General features: G+C 71.4%; 23 protein-coding genes. 15 read left to right on the forward strand and 8 right to left on the reverse strand.

Annotated features, from left to right (window positions below; genetic code table 11):
- Positions 1 to 124: 124 nt before the first annotated feature.
- The 5 genes from K7G59_RS27195 (at position 125) to K7G59_RS27215 (ending at position 6,095) form a co-directional block, all read left to right on the forward strand.
- Entirely contained in the window at positions 125 to 1,306 is a 1,182-nt protein-coding gene (locus K7G59_RS27195) for an alpha/beta hydrolase (protein WP_225838721.1), read from the forward strand.
- Positions 1,299 to 2,525: an acyltransferase gene (locus K7G59_RS27200; protein ID WP_225838723.1), complete on the forward strand. Its 1,227-nt coding sequence runs from the start codon at positions 1,299 to 1,301 to the stop codon at positions 2,523 to 2,525. The genes K7G59_RS27195 and K7G59_RS27200 overlap by 8 nt, the downstream gene beginning before the upstream one ends.
- Positions 2,526 to 2,616: 91 nt before the next feature.
- Positions 2,617 to 4,134 carry a sensor histidine kinase gene (locus K7G59_RS27205; RefSeq protein ID WP_225838725.1) on the forward strand — a complete coding sequence of 506 codons (1,518 nt, stop codon included), beginning with the start codon at positions 2,617 to 2,619 and terminating at the stop codon, positions 4,132 to 4,134.
- Positions 4,131 to 4,811 (forward strand): response regulator transcription factor, encoded by a 681-nt coding sequence (locus tag K7G59_RS27210; RefSeq protein ID WP_225838727.1) that lies wholly within the window; start codon positions 4,131 to 4,133, stop codon positions 4,809 to 4,811. Before K7G59_RS27205 ends, K7G59_RS27210 begins: the two co-directional genes overlap by 4 nt.
- A 57-nt stretch (positions 4,812 to 4,868) precedes the next feature.
- Positions 4,869 to 6,095 (forward strand): cytochrome P450, encoded by a 1,227-nt coding sequence (locus tag K7G59_RS27215; RefSeq protein WP_225838729.1) that lies wholly within the window; start codon positions 4,869 to 4,871, stop codon positions 6,093 to 6,095.
- A 156-nt stretch (positions 6,096 to 6,251) separates the two neighbouring features.
- On the opposite strand, the gene K7G59_RS27220 is transcribed toward K7G59_RS27215, so the two are convergent.
- A complete protein-coding gene (locus K7G59_RS27220) occupies positions 6,252 to 7,103 on the reverse strand; it encodes a diacylglycerol kinase (RefSeq protein ID WP_225838731.1) in 852 nt (283 codons plus the stop codon).
- Positions 7,104 to 7,299: 196 nt separating this feature from the next.
- On the opposite strand from K7G59_RS27220, the gene K7G59_RS27225 reads away from it, so the two are divergent.
- The gene (locus tag K7G59_RS27225; RefSeq protein WP_225838733.1) at positions 7,300 to 8,583 is read left to right on the forward strand and encodes an adenylosuccinate synthase; all 1,284 of its coding nucleotides are present in this window, start codon (positions 7,300 to 7,302) and stop codon (positions 8,581 to 8,583) included.
- Between the two features lie 199 nt (positions 8,584 to 8,782).
- A complete protein-coding gene (locus tag K7G59_RS27230; RefSeq protein ID WP_225838735.1) occupies positions 8,783 to 9,253 on the forward strand; it encodes a hypothetical protein in 471 nt (156 codons plus the stop codon).
- 555 nt (positions 9,254 to 9,808) lie between these two features.
- On the opposite strand, the gene K7G59_RS27235 is transcribed toward K7G59_RS27230, so the two are convergent.
- Both K7G59_RS27235 and K7G59_RS27240 read right to left on the reverse strand, forming a co-directional pair.
- The gene (locus tag K7G59_RS27235; protein WP_225838737.1) at positions 9,809 to 10,030 is read right to left on the reverse strand and encodes a hypothetical protein; all 222 of its coding nucleotides are present in this window, start codon (positions 10,028 to 10,030) and stop codon (positions 9,809 to 9,811) included.
- 175 nt (positions 10,031 to 10,205) lie between these two features.
- Positions 10,206 to 10,838, reverse strand: a complete 633-nt coding sequence (locus tag K7G59_RS27240; protein WP_225838740.1) for a hypothetical protein — start codon at positions 10,836 to 10,838, stop codon at positions 10,206 to 10,208.
- A gap of 122 nt (positions 10,839 to 10,960) precedes the next feature.
- Between K7G59_RS27240 and K7G59_RS27245 the strand changes: the two genes are divergently transcribed.
- Positions 10,961 to 12,778: a bifunctional UDP-sugar hydrolase/5'-nucleotidase gene (locus tag K7G59_RS27245; protein WP_225838742.1), complete on the forward strand. Its 1,818-nt coding sequence runs from the start codon at positions 10,961 to 10,963 to the stop codon at positions 12,776 to 12,778.
- 130 nt (positions 12,779 to 12,908) lie between these two features.
- Here K7G59_RS27245 and K7G59_RS27250 read toward each other — a convergent pair whose 3' ends face one another.
- The 3 genes from K7G59_RS27250 to K7G59_RS27260 form a co-directional block, all read right to left on the reverse strand.
- Entirely contained in the window at positions 12,909 to 13,559 is a 651-nt protein-coding gene (locus K7G59_RS27250) for a hypothetical protein (protein WP_225838745.1), read from the reverse strand.
- A gap of 48 nt (positions 13,560 to 13,607) precedes the next feature.
- On the reverse strand, positions 13,608 to 14,303 hold the full coding sequence (locus K7G59_RS27255; RefSeq protein ID WP_225838747.1) for a GntR family transcriptional regulator: 696 nt from the start codon (positions 14,301 to 14,303) through the stop codon (positions 13,608 to 13,610).
- 101 nt (positions 14,304 to 14,404) lie between these two features.
- Positions 14,405 to 15,760: an aspartate aminotransferase family protein gene (locus K7G59_RS27260; RefSeq protein ID WP_225838749.1), complete on the reverse strand. Its 1,356-nt coding sequence runs from the start codon at positions 15,758 to 15,760 to the stop codon at positions 14,405 to 14,407.
- A 247-nt stretch (positions 15,761 to 16,007) separates the two neighbouring features.
- Between K7G59_RS27260 and K7G59_RS27265 the strand changes: the two genes are divergently transcribed.
- Complete coding sequence (locus tag K7G59_RS27265; protein WP_225838750.1) at positions 16,008 to 17,909, forward strand: serine/threonine-protein kinase; 1,902 nt, start codon at positions 16,008 to 16,010, stop codon at positions 17,907 to 17,909.
- 26 nt (positions 17,910 to 17,935) lie between these two features.
- Here K7G59_RS27265 and K7G59_RS27270 read toward each other — a convergent pair whose 3' ends face one another.
- Together K7G59_RS27270 and K7G59_RS27275 are read right to left on the reverse strand one after the other, a co-directional pair.
- Positions 17,936 to 18,508 (reverse strand): dihydrofolate reductase family protein, encoded by a 573-nt coding sequence (locus K7G59_RS27270; protein ID WP_225838753.1) that lies wholly within the window; start codon positions 18,506 to 18,508, stop codon positions 17,936 to 17,938.
- Between the two features lie 113 nt (positions 18,509 to 18,621).
- On the reverse strand, positions 18,622 to 19,374 hold the full coding sequence (locus K7G59_RS27275; RefSeq protein WP_225838755.1) for an SLATT domain-containing protein: 753 nt from the start codon (positions 19,372 to 19,374) through the stop codon (positions 18,622 to 18,624).
- Positions 19,375 to 19,611: 237 nt separating this feature from the next.
- Here K7G59_RS27275 and K7G59_RS27280 point away from each other — a divergent pair, with 237 nt between their 5' ends.
- The 6 genes from K7G59_RS27280 (at position 19,612) to K7G59_RS27305 (ending at position 24,800) form a co-directional block, all read left to right on the forward strand.
- Entirely contained in the window at positions 19,612 to 19,956 is a 345-nt protein-coding gene (locus K7G59_RS27280; protein WP_225838756.1) for a YbaB/EbfC family nucleoid-associated protein, read from the forward strand.
- A gap of 55 nt (positions 19,957 to 20,011) precedes the next feature.
- A complete protein-coding gene (gene recR / locus K7G59_RS27285) occupies positions 20,012 to 20,611 on the forward strand; it encodes a recombination mediator RecR (protein ID WP_225838758.1) in 600 nt (199 codons plus the stop codon).
- Positions 20,604 to 21,266, forward strand: a complete 663-nt coding sequence (locus K7G59_RS27290) for a DUF5063 domain-containing protein (protein WP_225838760.1) — start codon at positions 20,604 to 20,606, stop codon at positions 21,264 to 21,266. The genes recR and K7G59_RS27290 overlap by 8 nt, the downstream gene beginning before the upstream one ends.
- A 182-nt stretch (positions 21,267 to 21,448) precedes the next feature.
- Positions 21,449 to 22,726, forward strand: coding sequence for an aspartate kinase (locus tag K7G59_RS27295; protein ID WP_225838762.1), 1,278 nt, complete (start codon positions 21,449 to 21,451; stop codon positions 22,724 to 22,726).
- On the forward strand, positions 22,726 to 23,793 hold the full coding sequence (locus K7G59_RS27300; protein ID WP_225838765.1) for an aspartate-semialdehyde dehydrogenase: 1,068 nt from the start codon (positions 22,726 to 22,728) through the stop codon (positions 23,791 to 23,793). The genes K7G59_RS27295 and K7G59_RS27300 overlap by 1 nt, the downstream gene beginning before the upstream one ends.
- Before the next feature lie 326 nt (positions 23,794 to 24,119).
- Positions 24,120 to 24,800 (forward strand): SigE family RNA polymerase sigma factor, encoded by a 681-nt coding sequence (locus K7G59_RS27305; protein ID WP_225838767.1) that lies wholly within the window; start codon positions 24,120 to 24,122, stop codon positions 24,798 to 24,800.
- The last annotated feature ends 102 nt before the right edge of the window (positions 24,801 to 24,902 follow it).

Consider the following 24,902-nt stretch of genomic DNA (forward strand, 5'->3'; position numbering starts at 1 on the left):
ACCCGTAGTACCTGAGAGCTACGCGTCGGAACAGCTCCCTGGCGGGACGCGAGCGACAGGCCCCGATTTCTAACTTCCTTGTCAGGAAAGCCCGATGGCCGGGCGAACTGAGAGGAAGCCACCCATGGGGCTCACCACGGCAACGCAGGACCCGCAGCCGGCCGACGCGCTGACCGCCGAGCGGCACGGCCCGCGGCCGCCGAAGGCGGATCAGCCGCACGAGGGCCACCCGCCCCCGGCGACGAAAGTCGCACAGGCGGTGCGGAGGGGATCGGGCACCCGGCCGAAGGCCGCGTGCCCGCCCACCAGCCTGCACAGAACGACGCGCCGCAGCTCCCGCATCGTCCCTCGACTCCGCCGGGCCCTCCTCGCCACCCTCCTCACCACCGCCCTCGTCGCTCCGCTCTCCGCCGCGGCCCGCCCGGCGATTCCCGCCCCGCCCCCAGCCACCCTCACCTCTGCCCTCACCCCGGCCACCCTCACCTCCGCCTACGAGGCGAACCGCGCCGACGCGACCGAGGCCGCCCGCATGGCCGCCGCCCACGGCGACCCCCGACGCGCCGCGGCCGACCGCACCCTGGCCGCCGCCTCCCGCCACCTCCTCGCCTTCGACGGCCGGGGAAACGGCCGGGCGACAGAGGTCCTCGGCGACCTGACCCGTGCCACCCGCATCGCGGTCCTGGTCCCCGGCTCCGACACGTCCCTCGACACCTACGCCCGCTTCCACAGGGCGGCATCGGCCCTCTACTCGGACCTCACACACCGAGCCGCCGCCGGCACCCGTACCCGCGTGGCGGTGGTCGCCTGGCTCGGTTACACCACCCCGGCCACGGTCAGCACCACGGTCACGACCACCACCCGAGCCGACGAAGCGGCGCCCCACCTGCGCGCCTTCGTCCGCGACCTCCGCCGCGTCGCCCCGCCGGCGGTCCGCGTCTCCCTCCTGTGCCACTCCTACGGCTCGGTCGTCTGCGGCCGTGCCGCCCAGGGCACCGACGCGGACGACATAGCCCTGGTCGGCAGCCCCGGCACGGGCGCGGGCTCAGTTTCAGGCCTGCACACCCGTGCCCGGATCTGGGCGGCCCGGGGCAGCGCCGACTGGGTCGCACACGTACCGCACGTCAGCACCCGGCTCTTCGGCACCACCATCGGCCTCGGCACCGACCCGGTCTCCCGAGCCTTCGGCGCGCGGGTCTTCGACGCGGCCGGCGCGAACCACAGCGGTTACTTCACCCCGGGCTCGGCCTCCCTCGCCAACCTGGCCCGGATCACCCTCGGCGAGTCCTCGGAGGTGACCCGTGCCTGAGCCGGCCCCACACCACACCCACCGCCGACTCCGCGCCCTCCACCAGGCCGTCCACCGTGCGGCCCACCGAGTCGACGCGGCCACCCCTGCCTCCCGGGACCGTGCGACGGACGCACTGCGGGCGTACGCGATCCTCGGCGTGGTCCTGGGCCACTGGCTGGTCACGGCGCTGGTGGCGCAGGACGGTGCTCTGCGCACGGCGAGCCCGCTGCACCACGTGCCCTGGCTCGCCCCGGTCTCCTGGCTGTTCCAGACCCTGGCAGTGTTCTTCCTGGTCGGCGGCCATGTGGCGACCCGAAGTCTCGCCTCGGCCGGCGCCCGGGGCGAGACCTACGGCCAGTGGCTGCGTGCCCGCCTGACCCGGCTGCTCCGCCCTGTGGTGGCCCTCCTGGGCCTGTGGGCGGTGGTGGCGACGGTCCTCCTGCTCGTCGGCACCCCCTTCGCCACGGTCCACACACTTCTCAAACTCGCCCTGTCCCCCCTCTGGTTCCTCATGGTCTTCGCGGCGTTGACGGCCGCGACTCCGCTCCTCGCCCGTCTCAACCCGCTGTGGCCCCTGGCCGTCGTGCTGCACGTGGACGTCCTGCGCTTCGGCCTGCACCTCGGCCCGTCCTGGCTCGCCTGGGCGAACGTGGCGGCGGGCTGGACGGTCCCGTACACCCTCGGCGCGGCCTGGACCCGGGGCGAGCTGGACAGCCGCCGCGCGGCCTGGGTCCTTCTCCTGGGTGGTACGGCGGCGACGGCGGCCCTCGTCATCTGCGCGGGCTACCCGGCGTCCATGGTCGGCGTCCCCGGCGCCCCGGTCTCCAACCTCGACCCACCGACCCTGGCGGCGGTCACCTTCGGCCTGGCCCAGTGCGGCCTGGCCCTGCTGCTCCGGGACCGTCTGCGCCGCGCGATGTCCCACCCGCCGGCCTGGGCCGCGACGGCCCTGGTCAACCTCTCCGCGATGACGGTCTACCTCTGGCACCAGACGGCGCTGATGGCCACGACGGTCGCGACTCTCCCCGCGGCCCGCCTGCCCGGCCTGCACACCTCACCGGACGACCTGACCTGGGTCGCGGCCCGCCTGGTGTGGCTCCCCGTCTTCGCCCTCGCCCTGGCCGTCTGCTGGGCGACGTTCCGCACCTACGAACAGGGCCCCCGCCGCACCCGGAACCGCCCGTCGCGCGTGGTCCATTGCCATCTGCCCCCGACAAAGGCCAAGCACCATGCATAGAGTTGACCAAGTGAAAGCCGCGGACCCCGACAACCCAGTCCCGCGCACCCTGGCACCCCCGCCTGGCGAAGCGGCCCCGCACCAGGTGCCGATGCGCACGCCTGGCGAAGCGGCCCCGCGCCACGCTGCACCCACGTCCGGCGAAGCCGCCCCCCACAGCGCACCCGCAGCCGCCGGCGGCGAGACCGCCCCACCGGGGCCAGCCGCACCCGACGGCGAAAGCCGCACGGCCGGTGCGGGCGCCACCACCCCCGGCCGCTCCCGCCTGCGCGCCTGGCTGGGCGAGAACCCCTCCCCCCACTCACCCCCCTTCTCCCGCCACCGCTGGCTCCGCCTGCTCACCTATGTGCTCACCACCTACGCAGCCCTGACCCTGGCCATCGGCGGCGGTGCCGAACTGACCGACAGCTACCGCTTCACCACGCCCGTCGCCCTCATCACCGGCTTCATCCAGGGCACCGCCGTCGTCCTGGCCCTCTGGCGCCCCGTCCCCGCCTGGGCCCTGTCCCTGTGCGGTGCCACGGTCGCCGCCCTGCTCGTCCGGCACAACCTGGAGTCGATCCCGCTCGGCAACGCACCCAACTGGCCCTGGAGCACCCCGGCCCTGCTGGCACAGATGGCCGTGCTCGTGCTGCTCGCCCTGCGTGTCGGCATCCGCGGCACCGTCGCCGCCTTCGGCGTGACCGCTCTGACGACGTACGCCCTCGAAGGCCTCGTGGGGGCCCAGCGCTACTCCCCGACCGGCCCCGTCGCGGTGGTCCTGTTCGCGGTCGCCGCCCTCCTCGGCACAGTCCTGCGCAGCCGCAGCGAGGCCCGTACCCAGCTGGTCCGGCAGACGACGATCACCGCGGAGGAGCGCGCCCGCCGCACCCTGCTGGAGGAGCGCAGCCGTATCGCCCGCGAACTGCACGACGTGGTCGCCCACCACATGTCGGTGATCTCCATCCAGGCCCAGGTGGCACCCCACCTCGTGGAGAACCCCTCACAGGAGCTGAAGGAGAACCTCGCCGGGATCCGCGACAACGCCCTGGAGGCGCTGACCGAACTGCGCCGTGTCCTCGGCGTCCTGCGCTCCGAGGCGCCCGGCGACCCGGACGATCCGGGCGAACCGGCCCCCGACGCCCCGCAGCCGAACCTCTCCCGGCTGGATGCGCTGATGGAGAACACCAGGGCGGCCGGCCTGGAAGTCGGTCTCCAGGTGTCCGGCAAGCCCCGCCCCTATGCGCCCGGCGTGGAGCTGTCGGCGTACCGGATCGTGCAGGAGGCGCTGAGCAACGCCCTGCGGCACGCCCCCGGGTCGACGGTCAGCGTGGAGGTGAGCCACTTCCCCCACGGAATCTGCCTCGACATCGCGAACTCCCGCCCCCGCCACCCGGTCCAGCCCTCCCCCGGCAGCGGACACGGTCTGCTGGGCATGCGGGAACGCGCGGCGATGCTCGGCGGGCACGTGACCGCCCAGCGGACCCGGAACGGCGGTTTCACCGTGACGGCGTTCCTCCCGCACGACAGCTCCCCCGACGGGGATCCGTACGCGTCCCCGTACCCGTCGCCGTCCTCGCCCCCGTACCCGTCCGCCCATCCACCCACGACAGGAGACCAGACCCCATGACGAGCGGCGCCGGCCCCATCCGCGTACTCATCGTCGACGACCAGCAGATGGTCCGGCAGGGTTTCACCGTGCTGCTCAACACCCAGCCCGACATAGAGGTGGTCGGGCAGGCGGTGGACGGCGTGGACGCGATCGCCAGGACCGCCGAACTGGCCCCGGACGTGGTCCTGATGGACATCCGGATGCCCGAGATGGGCGGCATCGAGGCGACCCGCCGCATCACCGCCGGCCACGAGGCCGTCAGAGTGCTCGTGCTGACCACCTTCGACCTGGACGAGCACGTGTACGACGCGCTGCGCGCCGGTGCCTCCGGTTTTCTGCTCAAGGACGCCTCCGCGGACCAACTCGCCGAGGCGGTGCGGGTGGTGGCCGCGGGTGACGCCCTGCTCGCGCCCGGCATCACCCGCCGGCTCATCAACGAGTTCTCCCGCCTGGACGCAAGCCACCGGGCCCCGCTCAAGCACCGCGTCGGCGGCCTGACCGAGCGGGAGACCGAGGTGCTGGCGCTGATCGCGCAGGGTTTCTCGAACGCGGAGATCGCCGAGCGGCTGGTGGTGGCCGAGCAGACCGTGAAGACGCACGTGGGCCGGATCCTGGTGAAACTGGGGCTGCGCGACCGCACCCAGGCGGCGATCTTCGCCTATGAGTCCGGCGTGGTCCGTCCCGGCGCCCGCTGACGTGCGCGTACGAGGAGGGACTGGTCACAGCGGGGTGGGCAGGGCTAGCGTCCGTCCATGGCAGCTGCTGATGGGCGGGACCTCGCCTTCGACCCCTGGGACCCGGCGTTCCTCACCGACCCGTACCCCGCCTACGCCGAGCTGCGGGCGCGCGGCCGGGTGCTGTACTTCGAGCCGACCGCTCAGTGGCTGGTCCCGCACCACGCGGACGTCTCGTCGCTGCTGCGCGACCGCCGCCTGGGCCGTACCTACCAGCACCGTTTCACGCACGAGGACTTCGGCCGGACCCCGCCCCCGGCGGAGCACGAGCCGTTCCACGTCCTCAACGACCACGGCATGCTCGACCTGGAGCCGCCGGACCACACCCGCATCCGGCGCCTGGTGTCGAAGGCGTTCACACCGCGCACGGTGGAACGGCTGCGACCGTATGTGCAGAACCTGGCCGAAGAGCTGGTGTCGGCCCTGGTGGCGGCGGGCGGCGGTGACCTGCTGGGAGACGTGGCCGAGCCGCTGCCGGTGGCGGTGATCGCCGAGATGCTGGGCATCCCGGAGCCGGACCGGGACCGGCTGCGGCCCTGGTCGGCCGCCATCTGCGGGATGTACGAGCTGAACCCGTCGCAGGAGACGGCGGCGAAGGCGGTGCGGGCGTCGCTGGAGTTCTCGGACTACCTGCGCGAGCTGATCACGGCCCGCCGCAGGGAGCCGGGCGAGGACCTGATCTCGGGGCTGATCGCGGCGCACGACGAGGGGGACCGGCTGACGGAGCAGGAGATGATCTCCACGGCGGTGCTGCTCCTCAACGCGGGCCACGAGGCCACGGTGAACGCGACGGTGAACGGCTGGTGGGCTCTCTTCCGCAACCCGGACCAGCTCTCCGCCCTGCGTGCGGACCACTCCCTGATCCCGTCGGCGATCGAGGAGCTGCTGCGCTACGACACCCCGCTGCAGCTCTTCGAACGCTGGGTCCTGGACGACATCGAGATCGCCGGCACGACGATCCCGCGCGGCGCGGAGATCGCCATGCTCTTCGGCTCCGCCAACCGTGACCCGGAGGTCTTCGAAAGCCCCGACCGCCTGGACCTTGGTCGCCGGGACAACCCCCACATCTCCTTCAGCGCGGGCATCCACTACTGCATCGGCGCCCCCTTGGCCCGCATCGAACTGGCGGCCTCCATGACAGCCCTGCTGGAGAAGGCCCCGACACTGACCCTGGCGGCGGAGCCGGAGCGCAAGCCGAACTTCGTGATCCGCGGGCTGGAGGGGCTGAGCGTCGAGGTCAGGTGATCACCCAGAGGTGGTCCTGTGCCCGAACCGGCGTGCGGGCACGACCGCCCGGCACACCGCTGCCCGCCGAGGCGTGACGGACGGCAACCGGTCGGCGCTGTCACCCAGGTGTCAGCGGATCTCCGGGCTCGGGACGGACAAAGGAGCAGGGGGCGCTCATCGGGCAGGCAGCGTGAGTGCCCACGCCTCCGGCAGCACCCGCCAGGTCCGGCGCCGCACCGGGCCCGACACCGCCGCGTCCGCGCGGTAGCGGAAGTCCGCGCCCGTGACCGTCACCGTCTGCCCGTGGGCCCGTATCGGGGTCGCCTCGGCGCCCAGCGACAGCGGGCGGATCTCGACCCTGGCCGCCCCGGAGGCACCCGGGGTGACCGACACGGCCTCCAGGGGCTGGTGGAGGTCCACCACCGTCTGCCCGTCGACCTCCACCCGCAGCCGGGAGGGGCCGCAGACGGGCCCGGCGGGGTCCGGCCGGGCGGGGCGGGGCGCCAGGGTACGGACCAGGGAGCGGTAGGTCGTGCGCAGCCAGGGGCGGCCGGAGGGGACGGCCAACGGCTCCACGGGGGCCTGCCGCAGCGGCGCCGGCGGGATGCCGAGGGCGCCGAGGACCACCCCGTCGCTGTCGTCCACGAGCAGGTCCAGGCGGCGTTCGGCGCCGTCCAGGACCGCACGCGCCGCCGCCACCGTCCCGGCGGGCACGCCGAGCGACTCGGCGAGCCCAGCACCGCCGACCGGCACCACGGACAGTCCGCACCCGGCCAGCTCCCGCTGCCGGTGCAGCAGGGTCACGGCCCGGACCAGGGCCCGGTCGTCGCCGACCACGACCGGGCGCCTGGAGCCCCTCCGGCCCAGTGCGCGGGCGAACTCCTCCGGCCCGTCCGGCATGCACACTTTGGCTGTCGCACCCGCGCTGAGCACGTCTTTCGCGATCCGTACGGACTCTCCGTCCCTATGCCGTGCCGCCGGATCGATGATCAACAGCAGCTGATCGGACGTCGCGAAAGTCGCCACCTCGGTCCTGCCTCGCTTCCTCGGGTAGCATCTTTGTGCAAGAGCCCCTTGCGCTATTGCGCCAGGGGCTTCGTCTATTCCGGGGCATCCGGTCCGACGGTTGTGCGACCAATGGCGGTCGCGGTGGTACGCGGCGGGCACCCTACGCCCACGCCCCTGACCTTGGACATGCCCCGCCCGGAAGGGGTGTACGCGCGTGCCCGCACTTGTGCTGCTCGGTGCTCAGTGGGGTGACGAAGGCAAGGGGAAGGCCACCGACCTGCTCGGTGGCTCGGTGGATTACGTCGTCCGCTACCAGGGCGGCAACAACGCCGGCCACACGGTGGTCGTGGGCGATCAGAAGTACGCCCTCCACCTTCTCCCTTCCGGAATCCTCTCGCCCGGCTGTACGCCGGTCATCGGTAACGGTGTCGTTGTCGACCCGTCGGTGCTGCTCTCCGAGCTGAGCGGTCTGAACGAGCGTGGCGTCGACACGTCCAAGCTCCTGATCAGCGGTAACGCGCACGTCATCACGCCGTACAACGTGACCGTCGACAAGGTGACGGAACGCTTCCTCGGCAAGCGCAAGATCGGCACCACCGGCCGCGGCATCGGCCCGACCTACGCCGACAAGATCAACCGCGTCGGCATCCGGGTCCAGGACCTGTACGACGAGTCGATCCTGACCCAGAAGGTCGAGGCGGCGCTCGACGCCAAGAACCAGATCCTCACCAAGCTGTACAACCGGCGCGCGATCGCCGTGAACAGTGTGGTCGAGGAGCTGCTGGGCTACGCCGAGCAGATCCGCCCGTACGTCGCCGACACGGTCCTGGTCCTCAACCAGGCCCTGGAGGAGAACAAGGTCGTCCTGTTCGAGGGCGGCCAGGGCACCCTCCTGGACATCGACCACGGCACGTACCCCTTCGTCACCTCCTCCAACCCGACCGCCGGTGGCGCCTGCACCGGCGCGGGCGTGGGCCCGACGAAGATCAGCCGTGTCATCGGCATCCTCAAGGCGTACACGACCCGCGTCGGCGCCGGTCCCTTCCCGACCGAGCTGTTCGACGAGGACGGCGAGGCGCTGCGCCGCATCGGCGGCGAGCGGGGCGTGACCACCGGCCGCGACCGGCGCTGCGGCTGGTTCGACGCGGTCATCGCCCGTTACGCGACCCGCGTGAACGGTCTGACCGACTTCTTCCTCACCAAGCTGGACGTGCTGACCGGCTGGGAGCAGATCCCGGTCTGCGTGGCCTACGAGATCGACGGCCAGCGCGTCGAGGAACTGCCGTACTCGCAGACCGACTTCCACCACGCGAAGCCCGTCTACGAGATGCTGCCCGGCTGGTCCGAGGACATCACCAAGGCGAAGACGTTCTCCGACCTGCCGAAGAACGCGCAGAACTACGTCAAGGCGCTGGAGGAGATGTCCGGGGCTCCGATCTCCGCGATCGGCGTGGGCCCGGGCCGGGACGAGACGATCGAGATCAACTCGTTCCTGTAGTCCGCCGCACGAGGCACGCTTCGGTCCCCGTCGGAAGATTCCGGCGGGGACCATTTATGTCGGCATTCGGGTTACTTGAGAGGGAATTGACTCGGTTTTGCGGTATGACTCTGACGTTCCTTCACGGGAGCGACACAGTCGACACAGCCGACCACAAGAAGTGGAGACGTACGTGCGTCGAGTCCTCAGGCTTCTCGCCATGACGTTGCTGGCCCTGGGCATCGGGGTGACCCCCGCCCTGGCCGCCAACCCGCACTTCATCGGGGAGCCCACCTGCTCCAAGACGGTCATCAACGACCGTGCGACCGTCACCTGCAGCGGTAAGGCCGCTGGACTCGGCACCAGTCCAGCGAGGGTCTTCCTGACGGCGGACCAGATCGCGGCCCAGTACGTCTGCGTCAACCCCGGCGGCAACACGGCCCCGGGCAAGCCCGCCTTCTTCCAGCTTCTGACGGGGCCGGTCCAGAACATCACTCCGCACGCCGGGCAGATCACGTTCTCGGTCTCGATGACGTCGCCGCCCAACCCCTCGCCGAGCCAGGTCTGCCCGAACGGCAACTGGACGGTGCACCTGATCTCGGTGACCTTCCACAACCTCACGCTGCACATCCAGCAGCCGGCCGGTACGGACGTCCTCATCTGGAACTTCGGCGACGTCGACCCGCGTTGATCCCTGGGTGACGCGACCGTCCAGGGCGTGCGGTACAGGACCAGCGTGGCCCTGTCCGCGGGGTACCGGCGGGTGAGGGTGACCTCGGCGCCGGTGCCCTGGACGTCGTAGCCGTACGGCACCGGGGCCGAGCGCACGTGGGGGCCGAGCGTCCCCCTATCAGCTGGGCGCCGGTCGCGGCGATCGACGTCGTGCGAGCGTCCAGGACCGCCGCCCGGCACGCGCGGTGCCGTCCGCCCCGGTCGTCGGTGCCGTGGACGGCGATCGACCCGCCCCTGCCGCCGCCGATGACGATGCGCGGGCCGCCGCCGGTGTACCAGGCGCCGCGCAGGGCGGCAGGGACGGACTCGCCGGTCCCGGCGACCCGGTCGAGGCCGTAGGAGACCCGGGACCCGGCCCAGGTGACGCCGACCTGGCCGATGCCTGCCTGGAGCCGCATGGCGGACGGCGCTCCGCGGCTCCCCCTGCCGGCCGGGCCCGGACCGGTGCGTGCGTCCGGAACCCGCCGGGCACCAGGGTGTGGTCCGACCGGGACCGCACCACCGCCGCCCCGGCTCAGATCGCGTCGCGGGCGGCCGTGACGACGGTGGCGCCGCGTACGAGGTCCAGCCGGCTGCTGAGCAAGGGCCGGTCCTCGTCCAGGCTGATGCCCCAGGCGCCGGCGAGGGCGGTGCGGCCCAGGGCGCCTTCGGGAGGTCTGCTGTTCGGCTCGGGGGCGGCGACCAGCGTGGGCAGGGCGAAGTAGCCGCCGGCCACCACCGCGAGCACGGCCGGCACCGGCAACGCGTAGGGCTTCCCGGGCTCCGGGAACTCGGGGACGGAAGTCAGGACCGGGGGCGGGCAGCCTGCCCGGCACGCAATCTGCGGCAGCGGCTGCGCCGCCACCCGGTCCAGGCGCGCCAGCAGGGCTGCCGGCAGCCACGCCCTCTCCGGGCCCGCCGGGTCAGCGCCATCACCTCGGCCACGGACGGCCGCCCGCGCGGGTCCTTCTCCAGCAGGTGCCGGACGAGTCCGCGACCGCCTCGGGCGCCCCGGTCAGCTCCGGTTCCTCGAAGGCGATACGGAACAACAGCGCGTGCACCCCGCCCTCGCCCGCGCCCTGGAAGGGGGAGCGGCCGGTGGCGGCGTACGTCAGGACGCTGCCGAGGGAGAACACGTCCCCGGCGGGGGTGACCCGCTCGCCCCTGATCTGCTCCGGCGCCATGAACTCCGGTGTGCCGACGAGGGTTCCGGTACGGGTGAGCGTGGAGTCGGCGGTCGAGTCCACGGCGACCGGCGCCGTGGATGGCGTCCAGGACCTGCGTGAGGCGGTGTGCGAGGACATGCGCGGAGGCGGAGGGCAGCGGCCCGAAGTCGCCGCGCACGGCGGTCCGCAGGGCCGGCCCGGGGACGTGCTCGGTGGCCCCCCACGGCTGTCCGGCATCCGTGTCCGCTCCAGCACCCGTGTCGTCCACGCCCCGCTGCTCCGGCGGGCGGTGGCCGCCTCCGGGGTGAACCACCGGTGGAGAGAAGCGAGTTCGGTCGGCGGAGCGTCGGGGTCGGTGCGGATCAGCTTCACCGCGACGTTCTCGATATTCCAGAGCATGCGAGAACTTGACCTGGACATGGTCTGTTCGTGGTTCTCGGTTCATGGGGCCTTGAGAAGCATCTACGCGTGTAGCCGCCGCAGCACATGAACCACCCCCGATCGCGCCCCAGGAGCCTCGCATGCCCGTCAGTCCCATGAACCGCCGCGAGTTCGTGAAGAAGTCGGCCGTCACCGGAGCCGCCGTGACCGCCGCCGGCACGGTCGCCGCCGCGCCCGCCCAGGCGGCCGAGCAGAACTCCGCCAGGGCGCCCCGGACTTGGTCCTTCTCGATCCTGGGCACCACCGACCTGCACAGCCACGTCTTCGACTGGGACTACTACAAGGACCAGCCCTACACCGACAGGGCGGGCAACTCCTGCGGCGTGGCCCGGGTCGCCACCCTCATCAAGCAGCAGCGCGAGGCGAAGGGCGAGGACCGGGTCCTGCTCGTCGACGCCGGCGACATCATCCAGGGGACCTCCCTGGCCTACTACTTCGCCCGCGTGGACCCGATCACCGGCACGGACGGCGAGGACGGCCCCAAGCACCCGATGGCCGTGGCCATGAACCACATGCGCTACGACGCTGCGGCCCTCGGCAACCACGAGTTCAACTACGGCATCGACACCCTGCGCAAGTTCGAGAGCCAGTGCCACTTCCCGCTCCTCGGTGCCAACGCCCTCGACGCCACGACGCTGCTGCCCGCGTTCCGCCCGTACACCGTCAAGCGCATCTGCGTGCCGGGTGCGCCCGACATCAAGGTCGGCATCCTGGGACTCACCAACCCCGGGATCGCCCTGTGGGACAAGGACAACGTCAGCGGGAAGATGGTGTTCCCGGGGCTGGTGGAGCAGGCGAAGAAGTACGTCCCGCGGCTGCGTGCCCTGGGCTGTGACGTGGTGTTCCTGACGGACCACTCCGGCATGGACGGCTCCTCGTCCTGGGGCGACTCGCTGCCGTACGTGGAGAACGCCTCCAACCTCGTCGCCGAGCAGGTGCCCGGCATCGACGCGATCCTCGTCGGCCACACGCACGTCGAAGTCCCCTCCTACACGGTGAAGAACGCGGAGACCGGCGAGGACGTCCTCCTCTCCGAGCCGTACTGCTGGGGCTTCCGCCTGAGCGTCTTCGACTTCGAGCTCGAACTCCACCACGGCCAGTGGAAGGTCGTCGGCAAGAAGGCCCAGACCCTCAACCCCAGCACGGTGGACGAGGACCCGGAGATCAAGGAGCTCCTGGAGGCCGACCACGAGCTGGTGGTGAAGTACGTCAACACGGCGGTCGGCACCTGCACGCAGGACCTCTCGGCGGCGGAGTCCTGCTGGAAGGACGTGCCGATCATGGACTTCATCCACAAGGTGCAGACGGAGACCGTGAAGGCGGGCCTGTCCACGGCAGACGCGGCCCTGCCCCTGATCTCCGTCGCGGCCCCCTTCAGTCGTACGGCCGACATCCCGCAGGGCAGCGTCACCATCAAGGACATCGCCGGCCTCTACATCTACGACAACACCCTCTACGGCAAGAAGCTGACGGGCGCCCAGCTCAAGGACTACCTGGAGTACGCGGCGAAGTACTACCACCAGGTGCCGTCCGGCACGAAGGTCGACACCGCGACCCTCACGAACGCCAACAAGTTCTGGGACTACATGTACGACACGGCGGCGGGCGTCGGCTACGAGATCGACATCGCCCAGCCGGAGGGGTCGAGGATCAAGAACCTCACCTACAACGGCGCGCCGGTCTCCGACAGCCAGGTCTTCGTGGTGGCCGTCAACAACTACCGCGCGAACGGCGGTTCGGGCTACCCGCACATCGCCACGGCGCCGATCGCGTACAGCTCCACCAACGAGATCCGCCAGCTGATGATCGACTACGTCACGGCGAAGGGCACGCTGGACCCGGCCGACTTCGCGGACAGCAACTGGAAGCTGACGCAGGACGGCACGCCGGTCTTCTAGGGATCACTCGAGGGACGGCAGGAAGGCAGCCCACGCGCCCAGGGGACGGAGAGGTCCGGACCCTGCGGGGCTGCCTTCGAGCCGCGGATGCCGGTCAGCTGATCGGGCCGGCCGGGGTACGGTCCGGGCCTCAGCTGAACACGATCATCGAACCCTGCGCGAGGCTCCGGGTCGCCGCCGCGTGCAGGCCCAGCCACACGTGCCGTTCGCGGGCGAAGGGGCTGGGGTCGTACGGTGCCGGGACGGCCGGTTCCTCCAGGTCCGTGGGAGCCGTCGGCGGGGCCGGCGCGGCAGGCGGGTTGGCCGGGTCGATGCCGATCGCGGGGCCGATGTGCTCGAGCTCCCGCAGGAGGGCCTGGGACGAGCCCAAGGGGCCGCCGCCCGCCAGGAGTTCCTCGTTCGAGAGCGGGTACGGGAAGTCGACCGGGACGTACGCGCCCGCGTGGTCGTAGTGCCACACCAGGTGGGACTGCTGGGCCGTGGATTCGAACATCTCCAGCAACTGCTCGTAGTCGCCGCCCAGTTCGTCCACCGGCGTCACCGGCAGCCCGCAGACCTGGAGGAGGTGGACCCGGCGCAGGAAGTGCAGCGCGTCGTAGTCGAAGCAGGCCACGGGCGCGACCTCGCCGGACAGGCCCGGCATGTACTGGTACACGGGCACCGGTGGGAGCCCGGCTGCCGCCAGCGCGTCGTTGTAGTGCGCGAGTTCCTCGGCGAAGGGGTTGTCCGGGGTGTGGCACAAGACGTCGACGAGCGGTACCAGCCACAGGTCACAGGCCAAAGAGGGCTCCTTACACACGAAAGGTGGTCAGGGCAGCGTAACGGTCCCTTACCCGTTGGTCAGGAGTTCCAGCAGTGCCAGGGAGTGCGCGTTGGCCGCGGTCACGATCGCGCGGGCCTGCTCCGTCTCGCCGCGGGCCAGCGCGTCGACCAGCTCGGTGTGCCTGGCCCACAGGCGTCCGCGCAGGTCGGGGAGGCGCAGGAGGTGCTGGACGGCGCAGACCCAGGCCTGGACGCGCAGGCGGTGCAAGAAGTCGCCGAGGTAGGGGTTGCCGAACAGGGCGCTCAGCTCACGCCAGAAACGCAGGTCGTAGCCGATCAGCACGGTCAGGTCGCCGGCGGTGGCCGCGCGCTGGGCCTCCTCGCCGCGGCGGCGGACGGTGGCCAGGGACGCCGCGGTGCGCGGGTCCTCGGACGGGGCGGGGAAGGCCGGATGGCCGTCGGCGATCACCCGGAACATGCCGTCGGTGACCAGGCCGCGCGCCTCGATCATGTTCCGGTAGTCGGCGACCGAGTACTCGGGGACACGGAAACCGCGGTGCTGGTCGGCCTCCAGGATGCCCTGCGCAGACAGGTCGACCAGCGCCTCACGGACGGGGGTGGCGGAGACGCCGTACTGCTCGGCGATCTCCTTGACGGTGAACGCCCGGCCCGGTCGCAGCCGCCCCGCCAGCACCTCGTCACGGAGCGCGTCCGCGATCTGCTGGCGCAGGGTGCTGCGCGTCACGGTGCCGTTGCCGGGCATCGTCCGGGCCTCTCCTCAGGCGTCAAGGTGACGTACTCGTACGTACTCGTGCTCACGGTCGTGCATATGGTCTTACGAGCACGCCACCTTACGCGCTCGGACTAGTCCGTGTACTCGTCGGCCGCGGTGAGTGCGGCGTCCAGCGCGGCCAGGCCCTCCTTCAGCTCCGCCTCGGTCACGTTGCACGGCGGCACGACGTGGGTGCGGTTCATGTTCACGAAGGGCCACAGGCCGTGCTGCTTGGCGGTGGCCGTGAACCTGGCCATGGGGGTGTTCGCCTCGCCGGCCGCGTTGTACGGCACCAGCGGCTCGCGGGTCTCCTTGTTCCTCACCAGCTCCAGCGCCCAGAACATGCCCGTGCCGCGGACCTCGCCGACGCTCGGGTGCCGCTCGGCCAGCCCGGCGAGGGCGGGGGCCAGGACGGTCTCGCCGAGGCGCTTGGCGTTCTCGACGACGCCCTCGTCGGCCATCACGTTGAGCGTGGCGACGGCGGCGGCGCAGGCCAGCGGGTGACCGGAGTAGGTGAGACCGCCGGGGTAGGGGCGCTTGCCGAACGTCTCCGCGATCTTCTGTGAGATGGCGACGCCGCCGAGGGGCACGTAACCCGAGTTCACACCCTTGGCGAACGTCATCAGGTCCGGGACGACACCGAAGAGGTCGGCGGCGAACCACTCGCCGGTGCGGCCGAACCCGGCCATGACCTCGTCCAGGACGAAGACGATGCCGTGCCGGTCGCAGATCTCGCGTACGCCGGCGAGGTAGCCCGGTGGCGGAACCATGATCCCGGCGGTGCCGGGGACGGTCTCCAGGATGATCGCGGCGATCGTCCCCGGCCCCTCGAAGGCGATCGTCGTCTCCAGGTGCTCCAGGGCCCGCGCGGTCTCCTGCTCCTCGGTCTCGGCGTAGAAGCGGGAGCGGTAGAGGAAGGGCGCCCAGAAGTGGACGACACCCGAGGTGCCGCTGTCGGAGGGCCAGCGGCGCGGGTCACCGGTGATGTTCACGGCCTGCTGGGTGCCGCCGTGGTACGAACGGTAGGCCGAGAGCACCTTCGGGCGGCCCGTGTGCAGCCGGGCCATGCGCACCGCGTGCTCGACCGCGTCGGCGCCGCCGTTGGTGAAGAAGATCTTGTCGAGGTCGCCGGGGGTCCGCTCGGCTATCAGCCGGGCCGCCTCCGAGCGTGCCTCGACGGCGAACGCGGGGGCGAAGGTCGTCATCCGTGCCGCCTGCTCCTGGATCGCGGCGACGACCCTGGGGTGCTGGTAGCCGATGTTCGTGAAGACGAGCCCGCTGGTGAAGTCCAGGTACCGGTTGCCGTCGTAGTCCCAGAAGTACGACCCCTCGGCGCCGGCGACGGCGAGCGGGTCGATGAGGTCCTGGGCGGACCAGGAGTGGAAGACGTGCGCGCGGTCGGCGGCCTTCACTGCGGCGCCGGCTTCGGGATGGGGCTGAGGGGTCATGCGGGCGAGCGTAATGTCCGCGATGCGGAACGGATATCGGCGTCCTGTTCCCTGCGCGGGGGATTTTTGCGACAGGTTGTCGACAGACGGGCGGCAGACGGCCGACAGGTGGTCGACAGGTGGCCGAGGGGTGGTCGACGGGTGGTCGACGGGTGGCCGGAGACGGGATCCGCTGCAGCGGATGCCGGCCGCGGCACTATTCTCGGATCTCGGTCCGTTGCACAGGCGTGGGGGAGGCGGGGCCGCGATGGAGGAGCTGCAACCGGGGGATCCGCAGCAGATCGGGGGCTACCGGCTGCTGGCGCGGCTGGGTGCGGGCGGCATGGGGCAGGTGTACGTCGCCCGGTCGGACCGGGGCCGTACCGTCGCCGTGAAGCTCGTACGCGAGGAGCTGGCCCGGCAGGACGAGTTCCGGGCGCGGTTCCGGCAGGAGGTGGAGGCCGCGCGGCGGGTCGGCGGGTACTGGACCGCGCCCGTGCTGGACGCCGACACGGAGGCGGCCGTGCCGTGGGTGGCCACCGGGTATGTGGCGGGGCCGAGCCTGCAGCAGGTCGTGGGCCACGACCACGGGGCGCTGCCCGAGCGGTCGGTACGGATCCTCGCGGCCGGGCTCGCGCACGCGCTCCAGGACATCCACGCGGCCGGGATCATCCACCGGGACCTCAAGCCGTCCAACGTCCTGGTGACCATCGACGGACCGCGCGTCATCGACTTCGGGATCGCGCGGGCGATGGAGACGCCGGCCGGGGACGGGCTCACGCGTACCGGGTCGCTGGTCGGGTCGCCGGGGTTCATGGCACCGGAACAGGTGCGGGGGGACCGGATCACGCCCGCGTGCGACGTCTTCTGCCTGGGGTCCGTGCTGGCGTACGCGGCCACCGGGGTACTGCCGTTCGGCTCCGACGACAGAGGGGCGCACGCGCTGATGTTCCGCATCGCCCAGGAGGAACCGGATCTGGCGGGGGTGCCGGAGGGGATCGCCGACCTGGTGCGGGAGTGTCTGCGGAAGGATCCCGCGGCGCGGCCCGGTCTGGCGGAGATTCTGGAGCGGAGCGGGGCGGAGGACACCGTCGCCGAGGGACGGTCCCGGGATCCCTGGCTGCCGGGGGCGCTGGTGGCTCAGCTGGGGCGGCACGCGGTGCGGCTGCTGGACGCCGAGGACCCCGCGGCGCGGCCCCCGGCCGGGTCCGGTCCCGATTTCCCGCTCGCACCACCCGTGCAGCTGCCGCCACCGGGTGCGGGCGGGGCTGTCGGCGGTGCGGGCTCCGTCGAGCATGCTCCGGTGGGGGACGGAGGTGCCGGAGGAACTCCGGTTGCCGATCACACGCCCACCGTCGTCCCCGGGGGTACGCCGCCGCCCGCGTACGGGGCTCCCGCCGGGGCGTACGGGTACCCGCAGCAGCATCCGCAGCAGCAGCCGTACGCGTCGCCGTACGGGCCGCCGTCGCAGGGGACGCCGCCCTACGGGCCGCCTTCGTACGCCACGCCTTCGTATGCCACGCCTTCGTACGGGTCCCCTTCGTACGGGCCGCCGCCCGTCGCGGGGCCGCCGGAGCCGGCGCGGCGCAACGGGCGGTCCAGTGTGCTGCTCGTCGTCGTGGCGCTGGTCGTCGCGCTCGGTGCCGGTGGCTCGGTGTACGCGCTGATGAACAGGGGCGGCAGCGACGACAAGGGCGACCGCACGGTCAGCCCCGCACCCACCGTCAGCACGAACGCGCCGCCGACACCCACGACGTCCGGGCCGCCCAGCCCCACCGGCTCGGCTTCGCCCACCCCCTCCGCGTCCGCGGACGGGGCGATCCCGCAGGGGTACCTGGGCACCTGGCGGGCGACCATCGACACCTCCGACGGCGCCAGCACCCGCGAACTCACCATCCGACAGGGCAAGGTGGGGGACTCGGTGCTGACCCTCGTCGCCGACGGGCCCACCGACGGCGGCGGCACGTACCACTGCGTCTTCGATGCCACGCTCGCCGAAGACCCGGGCACCGGCGGCCCGTTGGAGATCGGTCCGTCCACGGTGACCTCCGGCGAACCGGCCACGTCCTGCACGCCGGGTGAGGCCACCGAGGTCACTCTGCTGCCGGACGGGCGGCTCAGGCGTGCCAAGAGCAGCGGCGGGGAGAGCCTGACGTACAGCAAGGAGTGAATGCGCGCCGCGTGCCCCGACCCGCGTCAGCGGACCACGTCGAACACGTTCTTCTGCAGGCCGTTGGCGTACACCTCGTGCTCCACCAGCTTCAGCTTCTGCGTGTCCTTGTCCGTCGCGCTGAACAGCCGCTTGCCCGCGCCGAGCAGCAGCGGGAAGACGAGCAGGTGGTAGCGGTCGATCAGGCCGGCGTCCGAAAGGCCGTGGTTCAGGGTGGCGCTGCCGTGGACGATGATCGGGCCGCCCTCGGTCTCCTTCAGCGCGGCGACCTCGTCGAGCGAGCGCAGGATGGTGGTCTCGCCCCAGTTCGACACCAGGTCGTCCTCGCCGAGCGTGGTGGAGACGACGTACTTCGGCATCACCTTGTAGTCGGCGAACTCCGGCATGTCCGGCCACACCGGGCTGAACGCCTGGTAGCTGACCCGGCCCATCAGCATCGCGGTGGCCTCCTTCTGTTCCCGGCCCTTGATCTCGAAGGCTTCGGGGAGGAACTCGACGTCCTTGAAGGTCCACCCGGAGTTCCGGTAGCCGGGCTCGCCGCCCGGGGCCTCCACGACGCCGTCGAGCGAGACGAAGGCAGTGCTGATCAGGGTGCGCATCCGGGTCTCCTGGGTGTGGGTCGGCTTCTCAGTGTCTCGTGCCTGGTTCTCACGTTCTCACGATGTCTGACCGGGAAGCCGGGGAGAACTCATCGCCGTGCCCTGTCACCTGCCTAGCGCGGCTCCGGCGGTCGCTGGCGGGGCATGTTCGGGCGGGCGCCGTTCGGCGGGGGAAGGGGGAACCGGCCCGTCGCGTGCGCGGACTCGGCGCGCGGGCCGGAGGCCACCGCGGCCTGGATACCGAGGGGGGTGGAGCCCGTGCGGAACTCCACCATCCAGTCGGCGGTCTCGGTGCGGACCAGGTCGGTGACGTCCTCCGAGAAGCGGCGCAGGACGCCGAGGCAGCGCTCGGTGGCCTCGCCGGCCGTGCCCTCCGCCGGGCCCAGCACCTCCCGGACGTTCTCCGAGGCCCACTCGAACTGGAGGGCCTGGAGCCGCCGCTGCACGGCCTGCGCGGTGGCGACGTCCCTCATCCAGCCGGAGGTGACGCCGAAGAAGCGGTCCACGCCGACGCAGCAGACCGCGAGCAGCAGCGCCAGATAGCCCCACGGGGCCACGCCGCCCGTCACCCCGGTCAGGTCCAGGAGGGGGAGGGCGGCGCCGGCCACGGCTCCCGAGGCCGCCCCGGCGCGCAGGGCTCGTGCGCCGCGCCGCTTCCACACCCGGTCCGCCAGATACCAGGCCGCCGTCTCCAGGGCGCCGTGCTCCACCCAGCGGTACAGCTCGTCCAGCCGCTGCGCCGGCTCGCCCCAGCTGCCGAGCGGGAAGGGCCGCCCGGTCAGATCGCCAGGCCGCAGCTCGGCCGCACCCTCGCCCCGCCCGTCCTGATGAGGGGGACCCTCGGGCTGCATCTCCGGCTGACCCACCCGGCACTCCTTATGAACGGTTACATCGCGTGACATTGCACGCCGTCGCGCGGCCCCCTTCCTACCGCCCAATGGGTGGCGAAGAGGTGGCTTTCCCGACTTTTCCGCCCAGAAGAGGGCCTTGGTCAGGTATAGGGCTCGTGGCGTTGTCACTCGAAAGAGTGGCGGAGCGAGGGCCGCGTGGACCACGTAGGCTCGTTCACAACGCAGGAAGAACGACGAATCCAGGAGCTGATCGTGATTCCCGGTGGTGGCCAGCCCAACATGCAGCAGTTGCTTCAGCAGGCCCAGAAGATGCAGCAGGACCTCCAGCGGGCGCAGGAGGAACTGGCGAACACGGAAGTCGACGGGCAGGCGGGCGGCGGACTGGTGAAGGCCACCGTGACCGGCGCCGGTGAGCTGCGTGCGCTGCGGATCGACCCCCAGGCGGTGGACCCGGAGGACACCGAGACCCTCGCCGACCTGATCGTGGCGGCCGTACAGGCGGCCAACGAGAACGCGCAGGCCCTCCAGCAGAACAAGCTCGGCCCGCTGGCGCAGGGCCTGGGCGGCGGCACCGGTATCCCCGGTCTGCCTTTCTAAGACCGGGCGCGGCCAACTACGGTACGTACCGTAAGACTCCAGGAAGGGCAGTCCGGTGTACGAAGGCGTGGTCCAGGACCTCATCGACGAGCTGGGGCGGCTGCCCGGCGTCGGTCCCAAGAGCGCGCAGCGGATCGCCTTCCACGTCCTGCAGGCCGAGCCGACGGACGTGAAGCGGCTCGCGCAGGCGCTCCTGGAGGTCAAGGCGAAGGTCCGCTTCTGCGTGACCTGCGGCAACGTGGCGCAGGAGGAGCTGTGCACCATCTGCCGCGACGCCCGGCGCGACCCCTCGGTCATCTGTGTCGTGGAGGAGCCGAAGGACGTCGTCGCCGTCGAGCGCACCCGTGAGTTCCGCGGGCGCTACCACGTTCTCGGTGGCGCCATCAGCCCGATCGAGGGTGTGGGCCCCGACGACCTGCGTATACGAGAACTTCTCGCCAGGTTGGCCGACGGGACGGTCACGGAGCTGATCCTGGCCACGGACCCGAATCTGGAGGGCGAGGCGACGGCGACGTACCTCGCCCGCATGATCAAGCCCATGGGCCTGAAGGTCACCCGCCTGGCCAGCGGCCTCCCGGTGGGTGGCGACCTGGAATACGCGGACGAGGTCACGCTCGGCCGCGCCTTCGAGGGGAGACGACTCCTAGATGTCTGACGCCACGCTGCACGCCACGTCGCAGAACCCGGACGACTTCGCGGTCCAGATCGCGGACCAGATCGAGAGTTTCCTGGTGGCGGTCACGGAGGTCGCCAGGGGCGACGAGCCCGGCTCGACGGTGCCCTTCCTGCTGCTGGAGGTCTCCCAGCTCCTGCTGGCCGGCGGCCGTCTCGGCGCCCACGAGGACATCGTCCCCGAGGAGCGCTACGAGCCCGACCTCGGCCCGGAGCCGGACGTGGACGAACTCCGCGAGAACCTCGCCCGCCTCCTGGAGCCGGTCGACATCTACTCCGAGGTCTTCGACCCCTACGAGCCCCGCAAGGCGCCCGTCCCGGCCCGGATCTCCGACGACCTCGCCGACGTCATCACCGACCTGCGCCACGGCATGGCCCACTACCGCTCGGGCCGTATCACCGAGGCCCTGTGGTGGTGGCAGTTCTCCTACTTCTCCAACTGGGGCCCCATGGCCTCCTCGGTGCTGCGCGCCCTGCAGTCGGTCCTCATCCACGTCCGCCTCAACCAGCCCCTGGAGGAACTGGACGGCCTCGACACCGACCAGGCCGACGTCGGTGACGAGACCCTCGAGTTCGAGGCGGGCCGGGTGATGGCCCAGGAGATCGGCGGTCCGCTGGGGCTGGGTCAGGCCCAGTAGGCCGTCGCACGCGCGAGCCGCCGGACTGTGACCCGGGGCACTTTTCGCGTGGGTCGTTCCCCGGTGGGCAGAAGGCCCTGCGGACAACGGGCGGCCGCGTCTCACCATGCGGGAGCGGAGGGGACGATTTCGGGCGCTCGATAGACTGAGCCGACACAGAACGAACCGAGCGAGGAGCGCACGTGGGCCTTGTCGTGCAGAAGTACGGAGGCTCCTCCGTAGCCGATGCCGAGGGCATCAAGCGCGTCGCCAAGCGGATCGTGGAAGCGAAGAGGAACGGCAACCAGGTTGTCGTCGTCGTTTCCGCGATGGGCGACACGACGGACGAGCTGATCGATCTCGCCGAGCAGGTATCGCCGATGCCTGCCGGGCGTGAGTTCGACATGCTGCTGACCGCCGGAGAGCGGATCTCCATGGCCCTGCTGGCCATGGCGATCAAAAACCTGGGACACGAGGCCCAGTCGTTCACCGGCAGCCAGGCAGGCGTCATCACCGACTCGGTCCACAACAAAGCCCGGATCATCGACGTCACGCCGGGCCGGATCAGGACCGCGCTGGACGAGGGCAACATCGCCATCGTCGCCGGTTTCCAGGGCGTCAGCGCCGACAAGAAGGACATCACCACGCTCGGCCGTGGCGGGTCCGACACGACGGCCGTGGCGCTCGCCGCCGCGCTGGACGCCGAGGTCTGCGAGATCTACACCGACGTCGACGGCGTGTTCACCGCCGACCCGCGCGTGGTGAAGAAGGCGAAGAAGATCGACTGGATCTCCTTCGAGGACATGCTGGAACTGGCCGCGTCCGGTTCCAAGGTGCTGCTCCACCGCTGCGTGGAGTACGCCCGCCGCTACAACATCCCGATCCATGTCCGGTCCAGCTTCAGCGGGCTCCAGGGCACCTGGGTCAGCAGTGAGCCGATTACGCAAGGGGACAAGAAGGTGGAGCAGGCCATCATCTCCGGTGTCGCGCACGACACCTCCGAGGCCAAGATCACGGTCGTCGGCGTGCCGGACAAGCCGGGTGAGGCCGCCGCGATCTTCCGGACCATCGCCGATGCCGCGATCAACATCGACATGGTCGTGCAGAACGTCTCCGCCGCGTCCACGGGCCTGACGGACATCTCCTTCACGCTGCCCAAGACCGAGGGCCGCAAGGCCATCGACGCGCTGGAGAAGAATCGCGCGGGCATCGGCTTCGACTCGCTGCGCTACGACGACCAGATCGGCAAGATCTCGCTGGTCGGCGCGGGCATGAAGACCAACCCCGGGGTCACCGCCGACTTCTTCACGGCCCTGTCCGACGCGGGCGTCAACATCGAGCTGATCTCGACATCCGAGATCCGCATCTCGGTCGTCACCCGCGCCGACGAGGTGCCGGAGGCCGTGCGCGCCGTGCACACCGCCTTCGGGCTCGACTCCGACACCGACGAGGCCGTCGTCTACGGAGGCACGGGCCGCTGATGGCATCGACCGGCAGGCCGACGCTCGCGGTCGTGGGAGCGACCGGGGCCGTCGGCGCGGTCATGCTCCAGATCCTGTCCCAGCGCGCGGACATCTGGGGCGAGATCCGTCTGATCGCCTCCCCGCGCTCGGCCGGCCGCAAGCTGGCCGTGCGCGGGGAGGAGGTCGAGGTGGTCGCCCTGTCCGAGGAGGCCTTCGACGGGGTCGACATCGCGATGTTCGACGTGCCGGACGAGGTCTCCGCCCAGTGGGCGCCGATCGCCGCCGCGCGCGGCACGGTCGTCGTGGACAACTCGGGCGCCTTCCGGATGGACCCGGAGGTGCCCCTGGTGGTGCCCGAGGTCAATCCCCACGCGGCACGCCTCCGGCCGCGCGGCATCATCGCCAACCCCAACTGCACGACCCTGTCGATGATCGTCGCCCTGGGCGCGCTGCACGCCGAGTTCGGCCTGCGCGAGCTGGTCGTGTCGTCGTACCAGGCGGTGAGCGGCGCCGGGCGGGCCGGCGTGGACACGTTGCGGGCCCAGCTGTCCCTGGTCGCCGGCACCGAACTGGGCACCAAGCCCGGTGACGTACGGCGGGCCGTCGGGGAGGGCACGGGGCCGTTCCCGGAGCCGGTCGCCCTGAACGTCGTCCCCTGGGCCGGGTCCCTCCGGGAGGACGGCTGGTCGTCGGAGGAGATGAAGGTGCGGGACGAGTCCCGCAAGATCCTCGGACTGCCGAAGCTGCCGGTCGCCGTCACCTGCGTGCGGGTGCCGGTGGTCACCGGCCACTCCCTCACCGTCCACGCCCGGTTCCAGGGCGAGGTCACCGTGGACGGCGCCCGCGAGATCATCGCCACCGCCCCGGGCGTCGTGCTGTACGACGACCCGGCCGCCGGGGAGTTCCCCACCCCCGCCGACGTCGTCGGCACCGACCCCACCTGGGTCGGGCGGGTCCGGCGTGCCCTGGACGACCCGACGGCGCTCGAACTGTTCGTGTGCGGCGACAACCTGCGCAAGGGGGCCGCGCTCAACACCGCGCAGATCGCCGAGCTGGTGGCCGCCGAGGCGGCGGACCGGACCTGACCGGCCGAGCCGCGCCTCGCGGGTGGTTTCGATGCCACTCACACGTTTTCTCGCCTGACAGGTTTGTAGGATCCCAGTAAGAATCTCCTCCCCGCCCCGCGCAACCGCGCGTGCGGCGGGGAGCGTCTTTGCGGTCACCCTCGCGGGGGGCGTGGGGGCGTGGGGAGTCCGGTGTGGGGACGCCGGACTCCGGGCGTGGGGACGCCCGTTCATATGGTGCATAGGGGAAGAGCGGGACGCATGAGGGCACTTGGTGTATTGCGGGTTGTTGTGCATGTGACGTCCGGCACGTACAACCTCAGCGGGGTGAAGCGTGTCCAACAGGCGTGGCAGAGGTACTCGAACTCAGTGCGGCCCGCGGCACGGCCCTACGGCCGCCCCCTGCGGTGCTCCGGCCCCGCATACCCGGCGGCATGCCGGTGATAGCGCCCATGCCCGCAGCGCGGCCCGCCCGCGTACCCGGTCAGCGCGACGGCTCCGAGGACGCCGTCACGGTCGCTCAGCCCACGGTGGTCGGCACCACCGTCGACCATCTCACCGAGACCTATCGTGCGCACTACCGCTCGCTGCTGGGTCTCGCCGCGCTCCTCCTCGACGACACCGCCTCCTGCGAGGACGTCGTCCAGGAGGCCTTCATCCGGGTGCACTCCGCGCGCAAGCGCGTCCGCGACCCCGAGAAGACGCTGGCCTACCTGAGACAGACGGTCGTCAACCTCTCGCGCTCCACCCTGCGCCGGCGCATCCTCGGCCTGAAGCTGCTCGCGAAGCCGATGCCCGACATGGCGAGCGCTGAGGAAGGTGCCTACGACCAGCTGGAGCGCCGTGACCTCATCAAGGCGATGAAGGGGCTGCAGCGCCGTCAGCGCGAGGTCCTCGTCCTGCGCTACTTCGCGGACATGACCGAGGCCCAGGTCGCCGAGACCCTCGGGATATCCCTGGGCTCGGTCAAGGCCTACGGCTCGCGGGGCATCGCCGCCCTGCGCGTGGCCATGGGGACGCCGGCATGAGCGCCAACGCCGAAGGGGGCGATTCGCATGAACGCCACTCGCACGAGCGTCACGAGCCCTACGCCTGGCACGAGCCGACGAAGCGGCACGCGCACGAACACA

It is taken from the genome of Streptomyces sp. NK08204 (assembly GCF_020400585.1).
Taxonomy (GTDB): domain Bacteria; phylum Actinomycetota; class Actinomycetes; order Streptomycetales; family Streptomycetaceae; genus Streptomyces.